This is a genomic window from Pseudobdellovibrionaceae bacterium, assembly GCA_023898385.1.
Classification (GTDB): Bacteria; Bdellovibrionota; Bdellovibrionia; order Bdellovibrionales; family UBA1609.
This window is the reverse complement of the sequence record CP060220.1, coordinates 1,909,459-1,932,982: the sequence shown is the minus strand read 5'-3', so window position 1 is coordinate 1,932,982 and position 23,524 is coordinate 1,909,459. Positions and strand designations below refer to the sequence as shown.

At 47.0% G+C, this 23,524-nt stretch carries 18 protein-coding genes and 5 tRNA genes; 22 read left to right on the top strand and 1 reads right to left on the bottom strand.

What is annotated here, in order from left to right; all coding sequences use genetic code 11:
• Positions 1–21 precede the first annotated feature (21 nt).
• Together H6626_08685 and pyrF are read left to right on the top strand one after the other, a co-directional pair.
• The gene (locus H6626_08685; protein ID USN46291.1) at positions 22–1,761 is read left to right on the top strand and encodes a proline--tRNA ligase; all 1,740 of its coding nucleotides are present in this window, start codon (positions 22–24) and stop codon (positions 1,759–1,761) included.
• Between the two features lie 59 nt (positions 1,762–1,820).
• Positions 1,821–2,465, top strand: a complete 645-nt coding sequence (pyrF, locus tag H6626_08680) for an orotidine-5'-phosphate decarboxylase (protein ID USN48988.1) — start codon at positions 1,821–1,823, stop codon at positions 2,463–2,465.
• Here pyrF and H6626_08675 read toward each other — a convergent pair.
• Positions 2,438–3,880 (bottom strand): response regulator, encoded by a 1,443-nt coding sequence (locus H6626_08675; protein USN46290.1) that lies wholly within the window; start codon positions 3,878–3,880, stop codon positions 2,438–2,440. The two genes, pyrF and H6626_08675, sit on opposite strands and share 28 nt — an antisense overlap.
• 245 nt (positions 3,881–4,125) lie before the next feature.
• Here H6626_08675 and rlmB point away from each other — a divergent pair, with 245 nt between their 5' ends.
• The 20 genes from rlmB (at position 4,126) to rplC (ending at position 23,520) form a co-directional block, all read left to right on the top strand.
• A complete protein-coding gene (gene rlmB, locus H6626_08670) occupies positions 4,126–4,917 on the top strand; it encodes a 23S rRNA (guanosine(2251)-2'-O)-methyltransferase RlmB (protein ID USN46289.1) in 792 nt (263 codons plus the stop codon).
• A gap of 88 nt (positions 4,918–5,005) precedes the next feature.
• Positions 5,006–5,081: transfer RNA gene (locus H6626_08665), tRNA-Thr, on the top strand.
• 131 nt (positions 5,082–5,212) lie between these two features.
• A tRNA-Tyr gene (locus H6626_08660) sits at positions 5,213–5,298 on the top strand.
• 7 nt (positions 5,299–5,305) lie between these two features.
• Positions 5,306–5,381: transfer RNA gene (locus H6626_08655), tRNA-Gly, on the top strand.
• 48 nt (positions 5,382–5,429) lie between these two features.
• A tRNA-Thr gene (locus H6626_08650) sits at positions 5,430–5,504 on the top strand.
• A gap of 87 nt (positions 5,505–5,591) precedes the next feature.
• Positions 5,592–6,782, top strand: coding sequence for an elongation factor Tu (gene tuf / locus H6626_08645; protein ID USN46288.1), 1,191 nt, complete (start codon positions 5,592–5,594; stop codon positions 6,780–6,782).
• Positions 6,783–6,830: 48 nt separating this feature from the next.
• Positions 6,831–6,907 (top strand) — tRNA-Trp (locus H6626_08640).
• Positions 6,908–6,933: 26 nt separating this feature from the next.
• Complete coding sequence (secE, locus tag H6626_08635) at positions 6,934–7,311, top strand: preprotein translocase subunit SecE (protein ID USN46287.1); 378 nt, start codon at positions 6,934–6,936, stop codon at positions 7,309–7,311.
• Positions 7,312–7,328: 17 nt separating this feature from the next.
• On the top strand, positions 7,329–7,862 hold the full coding sequence (gene nusG, locus H6626_08630) for a transcription termination/antitermination protein NusG (GenBank protein ID USN46286.1): 534 nt from the start codon (positions 7,329–7,331) through the stop codon (positions 7,860–7,862).
• A 37-nt stretch (positions 7,863–7,899) separates the two neighbouring features.
• Positions 7,900–8,322, top strand: coding sequence for a 50S ribosomal protein L11 (gene rplK / locus H6626_08625; GenBank protein ID USN46285.1), 423 nt, complete (start codon positions 7,900–7,902; stop codon positions 8,320–8,322).
• 16 nt (positions 8,323–8,338) lie between these two features.
• The gene (locus H6626_08620) at positions 8,339–9,043 is read left to right on the top strand and encodes a 50S ribosomal protein L1 (protein ID USN46284.1); all 705 of its coding nucleotides are present in this window, start codon (positions 8,339–8,341) and stop codon (positions 9,041–9,043) included.
• 160 nt (positions 9,044–9,203) lie between these two features.
• The gene (rplJ, locus tag H6626_08615; GenBank protein ID USN46283.1) at positions 9,204–9,725 is read left to right on the top strand and encodes a 50S ribosomal protein L10; all 522 of its coding nucleotides are present in this window, start codon (positions 9,204–9,206) and stop codon (positions 9,723–9,725) included.
• Positions 9,726–9,770: 45 nt separating this feature from the next.
• Entirely contained in the window at positions 9,771–10,148 is a 378-nt protein-coding gene (rplL, locus tag H6626_08610) for a 50S ribosomal protein L7/L12 (GenBank protein ID USN46282.1), read from the top strand.
• Positions 10,149–10,232: 84 nt separating this feature from the next.
• Positions 10,233–14,402: a DNA-directed RNA polymerase subunit beta gene (rpoB, locus tag H6626_08605; GenBank protein USN46281.1), complete on the top strand. Its 4,170-nt coding sequence runs from the start codon at positions 10,233–10,235 to the stop codon at positions 14,400–14,402.
• A gap of 17 nt (positions 14,403–14,419) precedes the next feature.
• Entirely contained in the window at positions 14,420–18,553 is a 4,134-nt protein-coding gene (gene rpoC / locus H6626_08600; GenBank protein USN46280.1) for a DNA-directed RNA polymerase subunit beta', read from the top strand.
• A 73-nt stretch (positions 18,554–18,626) separates the two neighbouring features.
• Positions 18,627–19,001, top strand: a complete 375-nt coding sequence (locus H6626_08595) for a 30S ribosomal protein S12 (GenBank protein USN46279.1) — start codon at positions 18,627–18,629, stop codon at positions 18,999–19,001.
• 20 nt (positions 19,002–19,021) lie between these two features.
• Positions 19,022–19,495: a 30S ribosomal protein S7 gene (gene rpsG, locus H6626_08590; GenBank protein USN46278.1), complete on the top strand. Its 474-nt coding sequence runs from the start codon at positions 19,022–19,024 to the stop codon at positions 19,493–19,495.
• A 186-nt stretch (positions 19,496–19,681) separates the two neighbouring features.
• A complete protein-coding gene (gene fusA / locus H6626_08585) occupies positions 19,682–21,784 on the top strand; it encodes an elongation factor G (GenBank protein USN46277.1) in 2,103 nt (700 codons plus the stop codon).
• Positions 21,785–22,472: 688 nt separating this feature from the next.
• Positions 22,473–22,790 (top strand): 30S ribosomal protein S10, encoded by a 318-nt coding sequence (gene rpsJ, locus H6626_08580; protein USN46276.1) that lies wholly within the window; start codon positions 22,473–22,475, stop codon positions 22,788–22,790.
• 19 nt (positions 22,791–22,809) lie between these two features.
• Complete coding sequence (gene rplC, locus H6626_08575) at positions 22,810–23,520, top strand: 50S ribosomal protein L3 (protein ID USN46275.1); 711 nt, start codon at positions 22,810–22,812, stop codon at positions 23,518–23,520.
• Positions 23,521–23,524: the final 4 nt, after the last annotated feature.

Sequence of the window (23,524 nt, the reverse complement as noted above, 5' to 3'; positions counted from 1 at the left end):
CAGAATACATAGGATTCAAGAATGAAGTGGTCGCAGGGATATTTATTTACATTAAAAGAAACGCCAGCAGATGCGGAGGTACCAAGTCACCAGTTGATGGTTCGAGGCGGTTATATACGAAAGTTGGCTCAAGGGATTTTTACCTACGGCCCATTGGCGCTAAGATCCATTCGAAAATTTGAAGGCATTGTGCGTGAAGAGCTCGATAAGCGGGGCTGTTTGGAGCTTCTAATGCCTATGGTGCAGCCGCGTGAAATTTGGGAAGAAACGGGCCGCTGGAAAGAAATGGGCGCCGGTTTATTAAAGTTTAAAAATCGCACGGGGCAAGATTGGTGTTTGGGCGCCACCCACGAAGAAGTCATTACTGACTATGTGCGTGGTGATATTAAGAGTTATCGAGACTTGCCAGTGAACCTTTACCAGATTCAAACCAAGTTTCGTGATGAAATTCGTCCTCGCTTTGGTCTCATGCGCGGCCGTGAATTCATCATGAAAGATGCTTATAGCTTTGATCGAACTCGCGAAGAAGCTGAACTTTCCTATGAAAAGATGTACCAGGCTTATTCGGCTATTTTCTCAAGGCTTGGCGTGAAGTTTAATGTGGTTGCCGCTGACTCAGGGAACATTGGTGGCAACAAATCCCAAGAGTTTCACATTTTAGCCGACAGTGGAGAAGATCAGCTGTTGGTTGCAGAAGATGGTAGCTTTGCCGCAAACGTTGAAGTTTGTCCGGTAACGGCCCCACAAGGCGAGCTGAGCCGCGACAATATGCTCGCGATCGAATTATTTGCAACTCCCGGTGTGAAAACCATTGGAGAGTTGTCTCAGTTTACGGGATTGCCCGAGGGACAACTGGTGAAAACAATGTTTTTCGATGTGAGTGATGGTGACGGCAGTTTAAAGCCGGCGGCGGTACTTCTTTGCGGGTCCGACGAGGTCAATCCCGTGAAACTAAAAAATTTGTTGGGTCTGTCAAATCCGCCATTACTACTTACGGATGAAGAGGTTCACAAGGTCACCGGAGCTTGGCCCGGGAGTTGTGGTCCTGTGGGCTTAAGCATACCCATTTATGGTGATAGTGGAGTGGCTCCGCTTAAAAATTACGTTGTGGGAGCCAACGAAGATGGCAAACATATGAAGAACGTGAACCATTCTCGAGACTTTGAATTTACTAAGGTGGCGGATTTACGGATGGCGCGAGATGGGGATATTGGTCCAACGGGTGTGCCCTTAAAATCCTATCGCGGCATTGAAGTGGGTCATATTTTTTACTTGGGTCAAAAATATTCGCGGGCTATGCAGGCTCAATTTCTTGATTCAGAAGGGCAGTTACATCCCATAGAAATGGGTTGCTATGGCATTGGAATTTCACGAACGGTGCAAGCGGTCATTGAACAGTGTCACGACAAAGACGGCATTGTGTGGCCGCTTTCAATTGCGCCTTATTCGGTTCATATTTGCTTACTGGACCCTGATGATGAAAGCGTAAAAGGCGTGGCGGATAATTTATATGATCAACTGAACCAAATGGGCGTTGATTGCTTGATGGATGATCGCAACGAGAGACCCGGCGTTAAGTTTAAGGATGCCGACCTGTTGGGTATGCCCATTCGCGTGACCGTTGGTGGTCGTGGAGTGGCCGCTGGGGAAGTGGAAGTGGTTTTGCGAAAAACAAAAGACCAAACAAAAGTTAAGATTACCGAAGCCACTGCCTATGTGGTCAGCTTGATAGAACAACAACGTAAGGAATCCATATCGTGAAAAACCCACTGAAAGTCCCACTATTTGCTGCACTCGATGTCGATGAATCTCACGTGGCCATGTCGCTGGCTCAGAAGTTGGCCCCCTATGTGGGCGGTTTTAAAGTTGGTCCGCGGTTGGTTATGCGATATGGGGATCAATTTATTCATGACCTTGCGGCACTTGGGCCTATTTTTGTGGATAACAAATATCATGATATTCCCTCGGTAGTGGAGCATTCGGTGCGAGCCACTTTTGCTGCCGGCGCTAGTTTTTGTACGGTGCATGCCGCGATCGGAATGCCCGCGATGAAGCGGCTTTATGAGGTAGAAGAAGAGCTGAATCAACAGCGCTACTTCAAGATTTTGGCTGTGACCGTTTTAACCAGCTTTTCTGAAAATGAACTGCCAGTAAATTGGATGAATGTGTCACTATTTGATCATGTGAAGATGCTTGCAGAAACCGTCGTTGAATCTGGGCTCACAGGTTTGGTGTGTTCGGCCCACGAGGTGACTCAATTAAAAGAAATGTTTCCGCAGTTGTATCTAGTCACCCCTGGAATACGATTTTTGAATGAAGGTCAGGGCGATCAGAAGCGAGTGATGAGTCCGCAAAAAGCTTTGGCCGCGGGGGCTTCTGCTCTTGTGGTTGGCCGACCACTATGTCAGGCCTCAGATCCTGTTGCAGCAGCAAAATCTTACTTTGCGGCTTTAAAGCCATCTTGATGGGGCTCCTGGGGAGCCACGAGACCCAAGGTTTGAAGCTTCTGTTCGAGTCGTTTGAAGTCCACAGGTTTACACAAAAAATCATCCATACCCAGGTCAAAACTGCGTTTGCGGTCTTGGGCTCGGGTGTGTGATGTCAGCGCCATGATGTAGGGATGTTTTTCCACCGGCAGGACATCTTTTATGGCCTGGGTGGTTTCCCATCCGTCCATGCCTGGCATATTGATATCCATCAATACGAGGTCAAACGAATCTTGCAATAGAATTTCAAGGGCCTCTTTTCCACTGGAGGCCTGCCGACATTCATATCCCAAATGTGAAAGACCTTTCGCTGTTACTGTTCGCGCAAAGGGTTCGTCATCAACCACCAGTATTTTCGGAACAGCGTTTTGCAGCTCGGGTGTTTTTGGCAGATCAATCACAACTTCTTGGTGAGAGTCTTGTTGTTTGCCTGGCCGTGCAGGTATGGTAAATCCAACGAGTGTACCAAACTGAGGTTCGCTCTCAATCCAGATTTTGCCGTTAACTTTTTTCAAAATGGAGTGAACAATGGAAAACCCCACACCCGTTTTTCCGAAGTGGTCCCCTCTTTCAGAACCATTGTGCAATACTCCACGCAAGGCTTCGTTGATTTGAGCAGGAGTCATTCCAATACCTGTGTCTCGCACAGTGACTGTCAACTGAGGAGTTTCTAACGTCGCACCTGTAGCTGCAATTTTAATCAGTCCAGATTCAGTGAACTGTTCGGCGTTATCTATTATGTTGTCTAGCAGAAGTTGTAGGGGCTCTAAATAGGTTTCAATATATTTTGGAGTTTCCTCTGCAAATTCAATTTCAAAACCAATTTCCTTGTCACTCTCGCCGGAAACCAAGTCGATGGATTCCTGAACGCAATCTTTGAGGTTGAACACGGTTTTGTGGTAGTCGATGCCGCCTGATTCTATCTCGGCCACCAATTGAGCGTCTTCAAGTTGGCGCACAATAGTTTGGCTACAGTAATCAATGATTTCAGCCATTTCAGGATCAAGAGGTTCGCCAGGATTTCTCAACTGCAATGAGGCCATAATGCCGTTAAGTGGACGTCTCAATCGCGGAATGAGCTGCAAAATCAAATGCTGATCTGTGGATGAGGTAGCGGTATGGCTCGGTCCGGGTAAAAGTAAATTTCTTTCAAGTGGGGCCTCGGTCGATTCAGCTTCCTCATGGCCTTGTGCCAGCAGAGTAATAAATAGTCCCATAGCCGAAACAGTGATCAAGGCGTAAGCGTAAGGGGCAATGGAGCCGAGATGAGGGTGGTTTGAGTAGAGTAAACCCGCAAGCAGCGCCGAGCTCGCTAGCGAAAAGAACACAGCAAAGGTGAGCACCCGTTCATTTCGGGCTGGAGCCTTCACGTCGTTTCCTTTACTGTCGCGCATGGCCCCTCCCTCTAACAAAGCCAAGTCAAAGAAGGGCTTTTGCCCCACTGAAAATCTATCGGTCTAAAAAAAGAAATTATTGAGGCAAAAATGCGTGACATAGAAAAGGTATCCCTTTACTTTCTGCGTTGCCTTGCGTCGGAAAAGCGCCCTCATAACTTCCTGCGTTGCTAAGTGCCGCAGACACTGCCTTTAGACGCGACAGGGCATGAATTGACTCAACTTTCCATAGAAAGGGCCAGCATTTGGCAAAACGAAATCGGCCTTCGGGAAAAAATCATCGTATCCGTTCGCCAAAAGTCGGGCGGGAAGTGCCAGGAATTCATTCAGCGAAAGAGGCACTGAAGGTACGGCCACAGGAGGTTTTGGAACTCCTTTTGGTGCAGGGCTGGGAAAATCACCCCGAGTTAAGCGAGTGTGAGAGTTTGGCCAGAGGCCACCGGATGCCAACGAAAGTGGTATCGGCGAGTGTACTAGACCGTATATGCAGTACTCACCAAGGTGTTGTTGCGCGAGTGGCCTCTTCGCCGAAGTTTGATTGGCCGGAGGAGCTGACTCAAGAGGATTCTGCGGCCTATGGGCGCACCTATTTGGCTCTTGATGGCATCACCGATCCCCAAAATTTAGGAGCCATCATGCGCACGGCTTGGTTGATGGGGGTTCAGGGGGTATTTTTGCCTGAGCGGCGGGCAGCTCACTTGACTCCGGCAGCTATAAAAGTGGCCAGCGGCGGTGCCGAGCATGTACCTGTTGAAGTGGTCGACTCACTTCCTAAGGCCCTTGAAACACTTAAGAATAAAGGGTTTTGGGTTTATGGACTGTCTGCCGAGGGGGCCGTTGGCCTTTGGCAGCAAGAGTTTGCCGCGGATTCGGTGATAGTCGTGGGCGCTGAGGATCGAGGGTTAAGACCGGGTGTAGAAAAAATCTGTGATCAACTGGTGTCGATACCACAGGTCGATGTGAACGCCAGTTATAATGCCTCCGTGGCAGCCGCATTGGTCATGGCAGAAGTCACTCGTCAGCGGAAAAACCGCTAAAATAACAGGAAAAAATGCTTTGACTCGGTTCCGCGCTTTCAAGTAGATATGGCCTCTGCGTGTCACGTGCTGAGGCGTTTTAGCATGGGCTGGGTTAGCTCAATTGGTAGAGCAGCTGATTTGTAATCAGCAGGTTGCGGGTTCGAGTCCCATACCCAGCTCCAATTCGTTTTAGAAAGTGGCTGAGAAAAATTCGTTCGTTCAAGTCAGGTAATTTTTGATTTCTAAACTGTGCGTTCGCACAGCTAAATCAGGCAAAGATTGGTTGCATTGAGTGAACGAATAGTTTTAGGGCGGAGAGATGCCCGAGTGGCTAAAGGGGACGGGCTGTAAACCCGTTGGCTTATGCCTACGTAGGTTCGAATCCTACTCTCTCCACCAGTTATGAGCGGGAGTAGCTCAATTGGTAGAGTATTAGCCTTCCAAGCTAAGGGTTGCGGGTTCGAGACCCGTCTCCCGCTCCAACTTCGCCTCTCAAGTGATCGAGAGGTGAGGGAAAAAATTTTGGAGTGGCCCATGTGGCTCAGGGGTAGAGCACACCCTTGGTAAGGGTGAGGTCGTGAGTTCGAGTCTCACCATGGGCTCCAGTTTTGATTTGGTTTAGGCACGAGATTAAAAATTAATAATGAGAGTTTTTCTGAGAGCAGAAAGACTGAATTAGGAGGAGAGCATAAATGTCTAAAGAAAAATTCGACCGCAGTAAGCCTCACGTCAACATCGGTACAATCGGCCACGTTGACCACGGGAAAACAACTTTGACAGCGGCGATCTCACGAGTGTTATCTGATACCTACGGTGGTACAAAGTTTAACTTCGACGAGATTGATAAAGCGCCAGAAGAAAAAGAGCGTGGAATTACAATCGCAACTGCGCACATCGAGTACGAGACACAAAACCGTCACTATGCTCACGTGGATTGCCCAGGTCACGCTGACTACGTAAAAAACATGATCACTGGTGCAGCTCAAATGGATGGAGCCATTTTAGTGGTATCTGCGGCTGATGGCCCCATGCCACAAACTCGCGAGCACATCCTCCTAGCTCGTCAGGTGGGAGTTCCCTCAATTGTTGTTTTCATGAACAAAGTGGATCAAGTAGACGATGAAGAACTTCTTGAGCTTGTTGAAATGGAAATTCGCGATCTTTTAAGTAAGTACGAATTCCCCGGCGACGAGATTCCAATTGTTAAAGGCTCCGCACTAAAGGCCCTAGAAGGCGACACAAGTGAAATTGGCTCACAAGCCGTATTGAAACTAATGGAAGCCTGTGACAGCTACATTCCTGAGCCTCAGCGTGATGTGGACAAAACTTTCTTGATGCCAATTGAGGATGTGTTCTCAATCTCTGGTCGAGGAACTGTTGTTACTGGCCGTATTGAGCGTGGAATTGTTAAAGTGGGCGAGGAAGTTGAAATTGTGGGAATTAAAGACACCACAAAGACAACCGTTACTGGAATTGAAATGTTCCGCAAACTCCTCGATGAAGGACAAGCCGGTGACAACGCAGGCTGCTTGCTTCGTGGTGTTAAAAAAGAAGACGTTCAGCGTGGACAGGTTTTGGCTGCGCCAGGAACAATTAAGCCCCACAAGAAATTTAAATGTGAAGCGTATATCTTAACAAAAGAAGAGGGTGGTCGACACACTCCATTCTTTAATGGATATCGCCCACAGTTTTATTTCCGTACAACTGACGTAACTGGCGTGACTACACTTAAAGAAGGCACAGAAATGGTAATGCCTGGCGACCGTGTAGAAATGGACGTTGAGTTGATCAGCAGTATCGCCATGGAAGATGGATTGCGTTTTGCGATTCGTGAAGGGGGACGTACTGTTGGTGCGGGCGTTGTAACTAAGATTGTTGAGTAATTGGTATTTGTGGTGAGAGCTCATGATAGTGTTCTCGCCACTTTTTGGAGGGTAGTAGCTCTAATTGGTAGAGCGGCGGACTCCAAATCCGTAGGTTGGGGGTTCGAATCCCTCCTGCCCTGCCAAATTTGTAGAAGAAAAGGCATAGTAAATGGAAGAAACCAGTAAAAAGATTATTACAGTGAGTTTCTTGGTCGCCGCAGGTCTGGCTGCGCTCATTGTAAGGGTACTCCTTGAAACAGCCGCGGGAGCGGTGGGTTTTATGGCTAAATACTATGCCCTGGACTTGGTTCAGCACGGAATTCCCGTGGGTGTGGGTCTATTGACCTTCATTCTTCTGCAATTTAACAGCAAAGTGGTCGCTTGGGCCGATGAAGTTGTATTAGAAGTAAGTAAAGTGGTGTGGCCATCTCAGCGCGATACCATTGCCGGAGCCATCACCGCCTGTGCCATGCTATTGCTTGCCGGTGTGGTGTTGGGTCTGTTTGACTGGGCCTCGACAACCATCGTTGGAATACTGATCAAGTAATGGGGAGCCTAAGTAGTATGACTGACATGAAATGGTACATAGTAAACACTCTTTCTGGTGGCGAAAACACGGCAAAGACCTCTCTTGAAGATAAAATTAAGCGAGCTCATATGGAGACTCACTTTGGTGATATTTTGATTCCTGCAGAAAGTGTGGTTGAGCTTGTTAAAGGTAAAAAAGCCACACGATCTCGAAAGTTCTTTCCGGGCTATATTTTTGTTCAGATGAAAATGTCTGACGAAGCCTGGCACATAGTAAAAAGTGCCAATAAAATAACAGGGTTTGTAGGTGGTTCAGGGCGTCCCCCTGAAGTGCCAGCCTCTGAGGTGGAACGAATCACCAAGCAAATGGAAACTGGTGCAGAAAAACCGAAAGCTAAATTTAAGTTTTCAGTGGGAGAGTCTGTAACAGTAATAGATGGGCCGTTTAATAGTTTTGCAGGAACGGTAGAAGAAGTGAATGAGGAGAAGGGAAAGGTCAAAGTACTAGTGAGTATTTTTGGGCGACCCACTCCAGTTGAATTAGATTTTGTTCAGGTTGAAAAATCCTGATTTGAATAACAATAACCATGTAGCTTAGGAGTGGGAAATGGCTAAGAAAATTACAGGCCAAATCAAGCTGCAGATACCGGCAGGGAAGGCGAATCCGCAACCTCCCGTTGGACCGGCGCTCGGGCAACACGGTGTAAACATAATGGATTTCTGTAAGCAGTTTAATGCTAAGACGCAGGCAGCGGGTGATACCGTTATTCCTGTGATCATAACTGTTTATCAGGATAGATCTTTTACGTTTATTACCAAAACCCCGCCGACCTCGGTACTGCTAAAGAAGGCAGCCAAGATTACAAGTGGCTCAAAAATGCCGCAAAAAGATAAAGTGGCTAAGGTTTCAATGGATCAGGTACGGGAAATTGCCGAAACCAAGTTGCCTGATTTGAACTGCACAAGCGTCGAATCTGCAATGTCTCAGGTTGTAGGTACGGCGAAAAGCATGGGCTTAGAAGTCCAATAGCGCGGGAAGGTAAGATATGGCTAAATTAGGAAAGAAAATGCGTGCGTCTCGCGAGAAGTTTGATCGGCAAACCAGGTACGTGTTGGACCAAGCGGTTGAGCTGGCATTGGATACAGCCACAGCCAAGTTCGATGAATCAATTGATGTGGCGGTTCGTTTAGGTGTCGATCCCAAGCAGTCAGATCAGCAGGTCCGTGGAGCTGTTGAATTGCCTCATGGTTTGGGTAAAGCCGTGCGCGTTATCGTGTTTGCAAAGGGCCCTAAAGAGCAAGAGGCTAAGGACGCCGGAGCTGACTATGTGGGCGCCGATGATTTGGTAGAAAAAATTCAGGGTGGTTGGTTAGATTTCGACAAAGCCATTGCCACTCCAGATATGATGGCTACCGTTTCTAAGGTCGCAAAAGTCTTAGGACCACGTGGACTTATGCCAAACCCAAAAGTGGGCACTGTCACCATGAACGTGGGACAAGCAGTGTCTACCGAGAAAAAGGGAAAACTAGCATTTCGTGTAGAGAAAGCTGGTATTGTTCACGCTACAGTGGGCCGAAAGAGCATGGGTAAAGAAAAGCTTCGTGACAATGTGGCTGCTTTTATTGGTGCTTTAATGAAGGCGAAGCCAGCGTCAAGTAAAGGGATTTATTTACAAACAATTTCGGTGTCCTCGACTATGGGTCCAGGAATTAAAGTAGATGTGGCTAACGCCCAAGGGCTTACGAGCTAGGTTGAGTTTTTAAAAATTGAATGATTCGCAGTCAGAGATAGCAGGCGCCTTTTTTAAGGCTTAAATCAGAGTTCTGGGCCCGCCGAGACAGGTGAGAGAGCGAAAGTGACCTCCTGTATAAGTCTGGTAGCGAAAGAAAATGAAGGAGGTGTAAACCAGTATGATTACTAGAGCGCAAAAAGCAGAAACAGTCGCCGCGCTCGCAGACCGTTTTGGTCGGGCAAAGGCTGCCTTTTTGGTAGACTTCAAGGGAATGAATGTGGAGGAAGTGACCACACTTCGTAAAACTCTTGGAGGACTTGAGGCAGAAATGAAAGTCGTCCGAAACACGTTGGCTAGATTAGCTGTTAAAGAACATCCATCCATTGATGAAGCCTTGTCTTCACAGTTCGTGGGTACAAATGCCGTTATTTTTGCATATGGTGATGCCAGTGCGCCGGCAAAGGCCCTTACGGATTTCGCAAAGGATGTAGAAGAGCTAGTTTTAAAAACCGGCGTGATGGAAGGAAAAGCGCTTGATGAAAATAGAATCAAGTACTTGGCTACTTTGCCGTCGAAAGAAGAGTTGCGAGCAAAACTATTGGGTACGTTGCAAGCGCCTATGAGCAAACTATTGGGTACTTTCAGCGCTGTGCCTGGTGGATTCGTTCGAGTGTTGAATGCGTACAAAGAAACAAAATAATTATTTTAACTAACTAAATTTTTTGAAAGTTTTTTGGAGGAAAAAATGGCTTTAAATAAAGAAGAAGTAATCGATTTCTTGTCAAACATGCCCGTTATTGAGTTGGCTGAAATGATCAGCGAACTTGAAGAGAAGTGGGGCGTATCTGCAGCAGCTCCGGTAGCTGCGATTGCCGCTATGCCTGGTGCCGGTGGTGCTCCTGCTGAAGAGAAGACCGAGTTCGACGTGATCTTGGCAAGCGCTGGAGCTAGCAAAATCAACGTGATTAAAGAAGTGCGCGCTATCACTGGATTGGGCTTGAAAGAAGCAAAGGATCTTGTTGAAGGTGCTCCAAAGCCCATTAAAGAGGGCGTGCCTAAGGATGAAGCTGAAAAGCTTAAAGAAGCTCTTACTAAGGCTGGGGCTACTATCGAAATTAAATAATTTCGAATTAATCGACTTCTTAGTATGGCGAAGGCCTATGTGGGGCCTTCGCTTTCAATGTTTTTAGATATATAAGGAGAAGGCATGGGCAATACTCCTGTCACCGCCTCAAATTTACGGTTAAGACGTAATTACGCACGTACGAAGGCTTACACTGATATACCTAACCTGATTGAATTGCAGAAAAAATCTTATGAAGCTTTTTTGCAGAAGGATGTAGATCCGGATCGTCGGGGAGAAGAGGGACTAAATGGTGTTTTTAAGTCCGTTTTTCCAATAAGTGACTTTAACAACACCTCCAGTCTTGAGTTTGTCAGCTATCAGTTGGAGCCACCCAAATATGACGTGGATGAGTGCCGGCAGAGAGGAATGACTTTTGCCGCTCCAATTAAAGTCACTTTGCGACTGATTGTCTTCGATGTAGACGAAGAGACAGAAGCGCGAAGTATTCGTGATGTGAAAGAGCAAGAGGTCTATTTGGGTGAGATTCCTTTGATGACCAATAATGGCTCCTTTATCGTTAACGGAACAGAGCGAGTGGTGGTGAGCCAGTTGCACCGGTCACCTGGTGTATTCTTCGATCACGATAGAGGCAAAAACACCACTAGCGGTAAGTTCATCTATACAGCCCGCGTGATACCCTATCGCGGGTCTTGGTTAGATTTTGAATTTGATCAAAAAGATTTGATTTATGCTCGTATTGATCGTCGGCGTAAGTTCCCGGTGACCATACTGTTGAAAGCTTTAGGCTATTCTACAGAATTTTTGCTGAATCATTTCTACCACTTAGATCGAGTTAGATTTGAAGACGGCAAGATTTTGCGAGCTCTAGATATTGATAAAATGTCAGGCCAGCGGGCGTTAGTGGATATAATTGATCCAGCAACAGGCGACGTCTTGGTAAAAGCGGGTCGACGTATCACTCGAGCGGCTGTGAACAAGGTAAAGGCCGCTGAGATTAAAGAAGTGGAGATGGCAAAAGAAGACCTTAACGGTAAGGTTTTGGCCAATCCTCTTATTGACGAGAACACGGGTGAGATCATCGCTGATACCAACTCAGAGATGAGCCCTGAGATTTTCGATCAAGCCATTGCTACAGGCATCACTGAATTTGATTTAATTTTCTTTGATGGGTTAGCGGTGGGGCCGTATTTGAGAAACACTCTACTCGTAGATAAAGTGATTACTGAGGAAGAGTCATTAATTGAAATTTATAAGCGTTTGCGTCCGGGTGAACCGCCCACAGAAGAGGCTGCTAAGAGCTTTTTTGACAGATTGTTTTTTGACCCCGAAACTTATGATTTAAGTGAAGTGGGCCGATTAAAGATAAATCATCGCTTTAATACATCATTTGAAGAAGTCCCTGTTTCTCATCGAACATTGACTAAGGGGGACATTCTAAATGTTGTAAAAACCCTCATCGATCTTAAAAATGGACAGGGTCAAACAGACGATATCGATCATTTGGGGAACAGGCGTGTTCGTTCCGTGGGCGAGCTACTTGAAAACCAATATCGAATTGGTTTAGTGCGCATGGAGCGGGCTATCCGCGAGCGCATGAGTCTACAAGACGTTGAAACCATGATGCCCCACGATTTGGTCAATGCAAAGCCAGTCAATGCGGTGGTTAAAGAGTTTTTTGGCTCAAGCCAGCTTTCACAATTTATGGATCAAACTAATCCGTTGTCTGAGATCACTCATAAGCGGAGACTTTCGGCCTTGGGTCCAGGTGGTTTGACTCGTGATCGCGCAGGGTTTGAGGTGCGAGACGTGCATCCGACACATTATGGTCGAATTTGTCCCATTGAGACTCCAGAAGGTCCAAACATTGGTTTGATCGCGTCGCTAGCGACGTATGCTCGCATTAACCAATATGGATTCATCGAAACTCCTTATCGATCAGTTGATGAGGGCAAGGTCGCTCAGGATATTAAATATCTTTCGGCTCTTGAGGAACAGGGTCACTTTATCGCTCAAGCGGGTAAAGGTGTTGAAAACAATAAATTAACTGAAGAAAACGTAACTGTTCGGGTGAATGGTGAATACGAAGCGGTGGATAGCGGCAAAGTAAGCCTCATGGACGTATCTCCGTCGCAACTTGTGTCCATTGCGGCATCTTTGATCCCCTTTTTAGAGCATGACGATGCGAACCGGGCTCTTATGGGATCAAACATGCAACGGCAAGCGGTGCCCTTGTTAAAATCACGCGCCCCCCTTGTAGGTACGGGTGTGGAGCGATTGGTAGCTCGAGACTCCGGAACCAGCATCGTATGCAAAAACGAAGGAATCGTGGAAGAGGTAGATGCCGAGCGGATTGTGGTCCGACGGTATGGTAAGTCGGGATCATTGGGTGCCAACGTTGATATTTACAATTTAACTAAGTATCAGCGAACCAATCAGAACACCTGCTTTAACCAGCGGCCAGCCGTTCGACAAGGTGATTCGGTTCAGCGCGGAGATATTATTGCCGACGGACCATCCACTGAGTTGGGTGAGTTGGCATTGGGCCAAAACGTGATGGTCGCGTTTACGCCGTGGATGGGTTACAACTTTGAGGATTCGATTCTCATTTCTGAACGTCTGATTCGCGAGGACGTGTACACTTCTGTCCATGTTGAAGAGTTTGAGTGTGTGGCACGCGATACCAAGTTGGGTAAAGAAGAGATCACTCGGGATATTGCTAACTTGGGTGAAGAAGCTCTGAAGGATCTCGACAGTAGTGGTATTATTCGAATCGGCGCAGAAGTGGCACCTGGTGACATTTTAGTAGGTAAAGTAACACCTAAAGGTGAAACCGCCCTCTCGCCTGAAGAAAAGCTTTTGCGAGCGATCTTTGGTGAAAAGGCCGGTGATGTTCGTGATACTTCATTGCGAGTTCCCTCAGGGGTCTTCGGAACAGTGATTGATGCCCAGGTATACAGTCGTGAGGGCGCAGGCCGTGATGAACGATTACAAAGTATCATCAAAGAGAAGCGGGCAAAAATTCAAAAAGACATGTCGGTTGAGCAAAACGTTATTCGAAACAATGCCTTAGACAAACTCAAAGAGCTGTTGGTCGGCAAAGTGACTTCTGGTGTTTTGTTAAACGAAGATGGATCAGAAAAGCTTCTTGAAAAAAATCAAGAAATCACTTCTGAGGATTTAGAGACAATACCGTTTGAGCTTTTGAGTTATATCCCGTTGGATCCAGATCTTGAGTACCAAAACGCGAGAATCATTGATTCAGCGAGGAACCAACTTGATGCCGTGAAAATGGTTTTCGACGAGAAGTTGGATCGACTCACTAAAGGTGACGATCTCCCTCCTGGCGTGATTAAGATGGTGAAAGTTTATGTCGCCATTAAGCGAAAGCTGCAGGTGGGCGATAAGTTTGCCGGCCGCCATGGTAACAAGGGTGTTATTTCGCGAGTATTACCTGTGGAAGACATGCCTTACACAGCAGATGGGACACCTGTAGACATGGTTCTCAATCCGCTGGGCGTTCCTTCGCGGATGAATATTGGTCAGGTTCTAGAGATTCACCTCGGGTGGGCCGCGCATGGATTGGGTAAACAGCTTGAGCGTTTCCTTGATAAATTTAACTTGGAAGAGGCGAGAAAGCAGCTGCTAGACATCTATCCTGAAAGCGAAACACAAGATCGGATCAAGTCGGCAGACAGTGACTCTATCAAAAAGATGCTAGAGTACGTGAAAAACGGTGTGCATGTGGCGACACCTGTTTTTGACGGAGCCCTCGAATCAGACGTTAAGGACCTATTGGCAAAAGCTGAATTGCCAACGACAGGCCAAACTATTCTGTTTGATGGTCGTACCGGGGAGCCTTTTGAAAACCCTGTTACTGTTGGAATCATGTATATGTTGAAGCTTCACCATTTGGTGGAGGAAAAAATCCACGCTCGATCCATTGGGCCTTACTCGTTGGTTTCTCAACAACCACTGGGTGGTAAAGCACAGTTTGGTGGTCAGCGACTTGGAGAAATGGAAGTCTGGGCCATTGAAGCCTATGGTGCCGCTTATGCACTACAAGAGTTTTTAACAGTGAAGTCGGATGACGTTGCTGGTCGGACTCGGATGTATGAGAGCATCGTGAAGGGTGAGAATGTGCTAGAGCCAGGCCTACCTGAATCCTTTAATGTATTGATTAAAGAGCTTCAGAGTTTGGCACTCAATGTTGAACTTATGGAGTCTGATATATTAACAGAGCCGGCGAAGCCCGAGAGCAATGTTGGTGAATCAGCTCCCATGGAACAGTAAAAAAAGGGGTATAAGCCTTGAAAGATCTATTAAACTTTTTTGATAAGCCAAAAGACCCATTATCATTTAATGCTGTTCGAATTTCTTTGGCCTCACCAGACATGATCCGAGATTGGTCAATGGGTGAGGTGAAGAAACCCGAGACCATTAACTATCGGACCTTTAAGCCAGAGCGAGATGGTCTTTTTTGCGCCAAAATCTTTGGGCCAATTAAAGACTATGAGTGTCTCTGCGGTAAGTACAAGCGGATGAAATATCGCGGTGTTATCTGTGAAAAATGTGGCGTTGAAGTCACACAATCTAAGGTGCGCCGGGAGCGAATGGGGCATATTGAGCTAGCTACTCCAGTGGCCCACATTTGGTTTTTACGGTCTCTCCCAAGTCGTATTGGTAACCTTCTTGATATGACCTTAAAGGACGTAGAGAAGGTTCTATATTGTGAGAGCTATGTGGTCCTTGACCCAATGGAAACGCCTCTCGATGAGTATCAAGTACTCTCTGAAGAAGCCTACCAAAACGCGTTGAATGAATACGGTCCGAATTTTAAAGCCGGCATGGGCGGAGAAGCTGTTCTTGAGATTCTTCGCAAAGTGGATTGTGAGTATTTATCTCGCAAGCTGCGAATGGACTTAAAAGAGGCCAAATCTGATGCTCAAATCAAAAAATTATCCAAGCGTTTAAAGGTCGTTGAGGCTTTTAAGGGGTCTGTGAATAAACCTGAGTGGATGATGTTGCCGATACTTCCGGTCATTCCGCCAGATCTACGGCCGTTGGTGCCGCTTGATGGTGGGCGATTTGCCACATCTGACCTTAACGACTTGTATCGTCGGGTGATTAACCGAAATAACCGTCTTCGTCGTTTAGCCGAGTTAAATGCACCAGATATCATTATTCGAAACGAAAAGCGGATGCTGCAAGAAGCGGTGGATGCCCTTCTTGATAACGGTCGACGAGGCAAGACATTTACCGGCCCCAACAAGCGTCCATTGAGATCTTTGAGCGATATGCTTAAAGGAAAGCAAGGGCGCTTCCGACAAAACCTTTTAGGTAAACGGGTGGACTACTCTGGCCGATCTGTAATTGTCGTAGGCCCGGAGTTGAAACTTCACCAATGTGGTTTGCCTAAGAAGATGGCTCTAGAGCTATTTAAGCCGTTCGTATTTAATAAATTAGGTGATCGTGGTTTTGCAATTAAACAAGCCAAGAAATTGGTAGAGCAGGCGACGGTTGAGGTTTGGGATATTCTTTCTGATGTGGTGAAAGAGCACCCGGTTATGTTAAACCGAGCTCCGACGCTCCATCGATTGGGTATTCAAGCTTTTGAACCTGTGCTTCATGAAGGAAAGGCGATCCAGCTTCATCCATTAGTGTGTACGGCATTCAACGCCGATTTCGATGGTGACCAAATGGCCGTTCACGTGCCGTTATCGGTTGAGGCACAAGTTGAGGCCCGAGTGCTTATGATGTCGACAAATAACATCTTAAGTCCAGCCAACGGCCGACCGGTGATTAACCCCACTCAAGATATCGTTCTTGGAGTGTACTGGATGACTCGGGCGCGTTTGGGGGCGAAGGGCACAGGTAAAGTTTTTGGCAGTGTTCAGGAAGTGATTTACGCCAATGAAGCCGGCCATATTGATCTTCAGGCGGCATGTAAGGTTCGTATCAACGGAAAACTTCAAGACACTACTGTTGGCCGTTCTATCTTAAGTGACATTGTTCCTGCGGAAGTGCCATTTGATGTAGTGAACCAGGTGATGACTAAAAAGACTCTGGCAAACCTTATTGATAAGTCATTCCGATTGGCTGGCGCCAAATCTACGGTGATTTTGGCTGATAAATTGATGCGCTTGGGATTTAAGTACTCCACAAAAGCGGGTATTTCTATTTGTTTAGATGACTTGCTGATCCCAGAGAGAAAGTCGCAAATGCTCGAAGAGGCTGAGCAGCAAGTGCTTGAAATCCATCGTCAGTATGATGAGGGGTTGATCACAGACGGTGAGCGCTACAACAAGGTTGTGGATATCTGGGCTCAAGCTGGAGATAAAGTAGCTAAAGAAATGATGGCTAATATTGAAAAGCAAACCTTCGAGGTGGACGGTAAAGAAGTGGAAAGCGCGTCTTTCAACTCGATCTTTATCATGGCCGACTCTGGCGCGCGGGGTTCTGCGGCCCAGATTCGTCAGCTCGCCGGTATGCGGGGCCTAATGGCCAAGCCGTCAGGCGAAATTATTGAAACGCCAATTACCGCGAATTTCCGCGAGGGATTGACAGTTCTGCAATATTTCATTTCTACACACGGAGCTCGTAAAGGTCTTGCTGATACGGCATTAAAAACAGCCAACTCGGGATATCTCACTCGACGTCTAGTGGACGTGGCTCAAGATGTGATCATTAGTGAGGTGGATTGTGGCACTACCGATGGCATGGAAGTAACTCCACTCCTTGAGGGCGGAGAAATTATTCAGCCCCTAGGTGAGAGAATACTTGGTCGAGTCGCTCTTGAGGATGTTGTTGATCCTTACACCAGCGAAGTGATTGTGTCCGCCAATGAAGAAATCACTGAAGACCGTGTTGTTGCCATAGATGAGGCTGGCATCGAGAAAGTGATGATTCGTTCAACTTTAACATGTCGCACTCGTCGTGGTGTTTGCGTAAAGTGCTACGGTCGTGACTTGGCTCGTGGATCCACTGTGAATTTGGGTGAGGCTGTGGGCATTATTGCTGCCCAGTCCATCGGAGAACCTGGAACTCAGCTGACTATGAGAACATTCCACTTGGGTGGAACGGCGTCTCGTGCGGTTGAACAGTCTGTGCATACAGCTCGTCATGGTGGAGTGATAAGGTTCTATAATGTGAACGCAGTTTTGAATCGTGACGACAAGTTCGTAGCCATTAGCCGTAACGGCGAAGTGGGTATTGAAGATGAAAGTGGTCGTGAGAGAGAGCGTTATAAGTTGGTTTATGGTTCTGTGCTGAACTTCAAAGATGGTGAAGCTGTGAACAAAGGTGACACGATTGCCGAGTGGGATCCTTACGCCAACCCCATCATTGCTGACGTAAGTGGTGTGATTCACTTCGAAAATATCGAAGAGGGTGTAACCATGGCCGAGCAGGTGGATGTGGTTACAGGGTTCTCGACAAAAGTGATTACCGACACAAAGGGCGCTGATGCAAAACCGACTGTGTATATTCTCACAGATAGTGGTGAGCGTATCATGCTACCTAATCGTGACATTGAAGCACGATATGTGATTCCAGTAGGTGCGCAGTTGTTGACTGCAGCTGGAAACAGAGTGAATGCCGGTGACGTGATTGCCAAAATTCACCGAGCCACAACCAAAACTCGCGACATTACCGGGGGTCTTCCTCGTGTGGCTGAGTTGTTTGAAGCTCGAAAACCCAAAGAAGCAGCCATTGTCTCTGAGATCGATGGTTATGTGACTTTCGGACAAGACGTCAAAGGCAAACAGCGTGTGATTGTGACTCCCGAAATTGGCGAACAAAAGGAATACTTGATCCCTAAAGGGAAGCATGTGGCCGTTCGTGAGGGTGAATACATTAAAGCTGGTGAACCTTTGATGGATGGAGCCATTAGCCCGCATGACATCTTAAAGGTGTTGGGCGACAAGGCGCTTTCGGCTTATCTTGTAAACGAAATTCAAGAAGTCTATCGTTTGCAAGGTGTGGGCATCAACGATAAGCACATTGAGCTGATCGTTCGGCAGATGTTGCGTAAAGTTGAAATCGTGGACCCAGGCGATACGCTGTTCATTTCTGGCGAACACATAGAGAAATATGTGTTTGAAGAAGAAAATGAAAAGGCAATGAAAGAAGGCGGGCAACCGGCTACGGCTGAGCCTCTCCTGCTGGGTATCACAAAAGTGTCCTTAAGTACCGATAGCTGGATTTCTGCGGCGTCTTTCCAAGAGACTACTAAAGTTCTCACGGATGCAGCCATTCGATCCAAGTCGGACAACTTACTGGGCTTGAAGGAAAACATTATCATGGGTCGCTTAATTCCGGCTGGTACGGGAGCTCCTGCTTATAAGCGCTGGAAGGTGCAAGTGGAAGAAACCACCAGGGATAAGGGCGTTAGCCTGCCTGGAATGGGTGGAGTGGCGACACAAAACCCAACGGTCAACCCATAAAGGGTTGACGTCAGGGGCCTGGACAGAGTAGGTTCCAGGCCCTATTGGGCGCAAAATTTAGAGTGAGGATGGAATGCCAACTATTAATCAACTGATTCGCCGTGAGCGAAAACTACAAAAAGATAAGTCAAAATCTCCGGCTTTGACGAGTTGCCCTCAGCGCCGCGGTGTTTGCACTCGCGTGTTTACGACAACCCCGAAAAAGCCTAACTCGGCCCTTCGAAAAGTGGCTCGGGTTCGTCTTTCTAACGGATTTGAAGTGAACTCTTATATCCCTGGCATTGGCCACAACCTGCAGGAACACAGTGTGGTATTGGTTCGTGGGGGAAGGGTTAAGGATCTGCCAGGTGTTCGTTATCACGTGGTTCGTGGCGTACTTGATACTCAAGGCGTGAATGATCGAAAGCGTGGCCGGTCAAAATACGGTACGAAAAAACCAAAGTCGTGATTAAAAGAGGTAATTAAAGCATGTCTCGTAGACGTAGTAATTATAAGCGTGAAGTATCCCCAGACCCCATTTACAACGATTTAACGTTGGCCAAGTTCATTAACAAGGTGATGTGGGAAGGCAAAAAGAGTGTAGCCCAAAAAATAGTATATTCTGCCATGGATGAACTAAAGACGAAGGTTTCTGGTGAAGAGCCTCTAACTGTGGTGAAAAAAGCCATAGAGAACTGTAAGCCCTCTCTTGAAGTGAGATCTCGTCGAGTTGGTGGAGCCACTTATCAGGTGCCTGTGGACGTTCGCCCCTCTCGTCGTCTTACCCTTTCTATGCGTTGGTTGACCGCCTATGCTCGAGAGCGCGGCGAGAAAACAATGGCACAGCGTTTGGCCAATGAACTTTTGGATGCTTACAATAATCGTGGAAATGCAGTGAAAAAGAAAGAGGATGTGCATCGTATGGCAGAAGCCAACAAGGCCTTCTCTCACTACAATTGGTAGTCTGTTTGGTCTCTTGGCTGAATCAGCCTGAGAAGCCAGCTGTGAATAAAAAACGCCGACTATAATGTCGGCGTTTTTGTTTTTTTGGGAATTTGTCTGCTGTTTTACTCAACACCAAGAGACTTTTTCGGTCTAGGGACCATCTCAATTTGACAACACTCCTATGCTGGCGTAGCTCGAAACTATATGAGCTACAAAGACCCGCAAAATATAGACGATCTGCAGTTTACGCGAAACATCGGAATCATGGCCCACATTGATGCGGGAAAAACGACGACCACAGAAAGAATTCTTTATTACACTGGCCGTAGTCACAAGATTGGCGAGGTTCATGAGGGTGACGCTATCATGGACTGGATGGAGCAAGAGCAAGAGCGAGGCATCACTATCACCTCGGCGGCGACAACTTGTGCCTGGAAAGAGCATCGAATCAATATCATTGATACGCCTGGACATGTTGATTTTACCATCGAAGTGGAGCGCTCTCTCCGAGTTCTTGATGGCGCCGTGGCCGTTTTTGACGGGGTCAATGGCGTCGAGCCTCAGTCTGAAACGGTATGGAGGCAAGCCGACAAATATCGGGTGCCCCGAGTTTGTTTTGTAAACAAGATGGATCGGGTGGGCGCCGACTTTGATATGAGCATCAATTCTATTAAAGAAAAATTGGGAGCCAATCCTGTGGCGATACAGTTGCCCATTGGATCTGAAGAAAATTTTCGAGGCGTCGTTGATTTGATCAAGATGAAAGCTTTGGTTTGGTCTGGTGATGGTTTGGGCGAGGCTTACAACACTGAAGATATACCTGCTGATCTTTTAGAGTCAGCCCAATTGGCGCGAGAGGTCTTGGTCGAGAGGGTTGCTGAAAATGATGATAAACTTATGGAAGCCTACCTTGATGGACAAGAAATCAACGAAGAATTGTTAGTTGGTGGTTTGCGAGCTGGTACTTTAGCGCGATCAATTATGCCTGCACTTTGTGGCTCAGCATTTAAAAACAAAGGTGTTCAGCCGTTGTTAGATGCGATCATTGCCTATTTGCCAAGTCCTTTAGATGTACCAGCCATAGTGGGATTCGATCCAGACAACGAAGAGAAATCCATCACATGTAAAACTGATTTTTCTGAACCAGTGGCGGCATTGGCTTACAAAATTGCTGCTGATTCATTTGCTGGCTCACTCACATATATACGAGTGTATTCAGGAGTTGTGAAGGTGGGGAGCCAACTTCTAAATCCGCGGCAAAACAAAAAAGAGCGCATTCAGCGTCTGGTAAAAATGCATGCTAACTCAAGAGAAGAGATTAAAGAAATCAAGGCGGGTGACATTGGCGCAGTCATAGGTTTGAAGTTTACTTCCACCGGTGACACTCTTTGCGAAACCCGCAGTCCCGTGGTGTTGGAGCCGATTCAATTTCCACAACCAGTGATATCAGTAGCAATTGAAGCCAAGTCATCAGCGGACCAGGATAAGATGATTCAGTCGTTAGAGCAGCTGCAGAAAGAAGATCCGTCGTGCAGTGTTCGTACTGATGTAGAAACGGGACAGATGTTGCTCTCAGGAATGGGCGAGTTGCATTTGGAAATCTTAGTAGACCGTTTACTTCGAGAACATAAAGTAAAAGCCAATGTGGGTAAACCCCAGGTCTCCTATCGAGAGACTCCCATTGTGGCAGCAAAAGGGACAGTCACTTTTGAAAAAGAAATGGCCGGAAAGAAACAGTACGCTCATTGTGAAGTGGAGATTGTTCCAAAAGAGCGAGGTGCGGGGGTTAAATTTGTAGATGCACTTTCTAAGGACGCTCTGCCTGCTGAATTTGTCAGAGCCGCTGGGCAAGGGGCCACCGAAGCCAGTGAAGTGGGCCCACTTGCGGGGTTCTCTGCTGTGGATTTTGAAATTCGCCTCGTATCGGCCGATCTGCGGCAGGACGAATCCAGTGAAATGGCCTTTAAGGTGGCTGGAGCTATGGCGGCCCGTGAGGCCCTTAAGGGCACAAAAGCGGAGCTTCTTGAACCTGTGTTTCGTCTTGAAATCATTACACCAGAGGAATTCATGGGTAATGTGATCGGCGATTTAAATGGCCGTCGGGGTAAAGTTGTGAGTATGGAGCCTAAGCCTGTGGGGCTCCAGGTGATCAAGGCGGAGGCGCCTTTGATGGAGCTATTTGGTTATGCCACTGATTTGCGATCAGTGAGTCAGGGGAGAGCTAGCTTCAGTATGGAGTTTTTGGCCTATGCCAATGTTCCTCCTAAGGTGAGTCAGGAAATTTTGACTAAACTGGGTCGGTTTTAGGTTTTTTTTCTAGAGCCGGGGGTGAAAATCGAGGTCCTGGCGGGAGTGAGTCCGCCCACAGGTAAATGCCTTCGGACATGCGTTCGGCAGCGGTGCTCGCTTTGCGAGCGCCGCACCAATCCGAACTTGGATTTACCTGTGGGCGGACTCACTCCCGCCAGGACCTCGATTTTCACCCTGTCTGCTCCCTTGTCTCGTTTGGCCAGATCTCTTCATTGGTGAGTGGCTTTCGGACAGACTATTGTAATTTGTTGGGGTGAATTCCTGTTTGTTGGTTTGCTGTACTTGCATTCGACTGATGCTGCACTGGGTAATGTTGCCCCTAATCCATGAGTGTGGCTCTGGCGTAGGGAAAATTGGCCGGATTTGATTTGGGATCCGCTTGTTTGTGGATCTTCTTTTTCACTCGTATTGGGTGGGGGAGCTCTATCTGTTGTGGGAATTGGGTCGCTGTTTTTTTCCTATAAAAACCTCTGAAATCCCTTTGACAAAGAGGCTTTTGGCCATGCATACTCGCCACCTTGTTAAGCATTATTGCTGTCCGTGGTATCTCTAAGTCGCCAAATCCTTGAATTCACAGGCGAAACTGGAGGTGCGGGTGAGCCTGGTAAAGGCGCCCAACCTAGGTAGCTAGCGCTAGAAATTGAATTGGGATTTTATCCCGTAACGAAAAAAGTGAGTTTGTGAAATGCAAAGTCAAAAGATACGCATTCGTCTAAGAGCCTTTGATCATAAATTGCTCGACCAGTCGACTCGTGAGATTGTCGATACCGCCCGTCGCACGGGAGCCCACATTGCTGGCCCTATTCCGTTGCCAACGAGAATTAATAAATACACTGTATTGCGTTCACCTCACGTCGATAAAAAATCTCGTGAACAGTTTGAGATTCGAACGCATAAAAGACTTCTTGATATTTTAGAGCCCACTCAGCAAACCATTGACCAACTTATGAAGCTCGATCTTTCTGCTGGTGTGGATGTTGAAATTAAACTTTCGGTTGTTTGATTTTTTTTGGAGTATTTAAATGAGCGAAAACGTAGAAAACCCAACAACAGAAGAAACAACCGCTGAGGCACAGGCTCCTGAGGAGACGTCCACGGCAGCTACCGACTTAACTTTATCGGGGTTGTATGCTTTCAAAAAAGGTATGACTACCGTGTACAGTGAAGACGGCGTCGTTATTCCTGTAACTGTTCTTGAGTATGAACCCATGTACGTCTCTCAAGTGAAGACACTTGAGAAAGATGGTTATGAAGCTGTGCAAGTGGCTTGTCGGCCAAAGCGTGCCGGTCGAACCTGTAAAGCAGAAAAAAATCATTTAGCAAAAGCGGGCTTTGAAAATGGAGCGGCTTTTGTGCGAGAAATTCGTCAGTCTGTTTCAGATATTTCTGTAGGTCAAAAAGTGGCGGTCGGAAGCCTAGTAAAAGGTGATAAAGTGAAAATCACCGGCCAAAATAAAGGCCGAGGTTTTTCTGGCTCCATCAAGCGATGGGGTTTCGGAGGCGGACCTGCTGCGCACGGATCTGGTTTTCATCGTGCTCCGGGTTCTATTGGTAACAATTCAGATCCTGGTCGTGTTATGCCAGGCCGTAAGATGCCCGGGCAGTATGGAAATGAAACGGTATCAATAAGAAACGTAGAAGTTGTTGATGTATTACCTGAAGAGAATGTGATTTTAGTAAAAGGCCCTGTGCCTGGCTCTAAAAACTCTCTTGTGAAATTGGTAAAGGCATAGAATT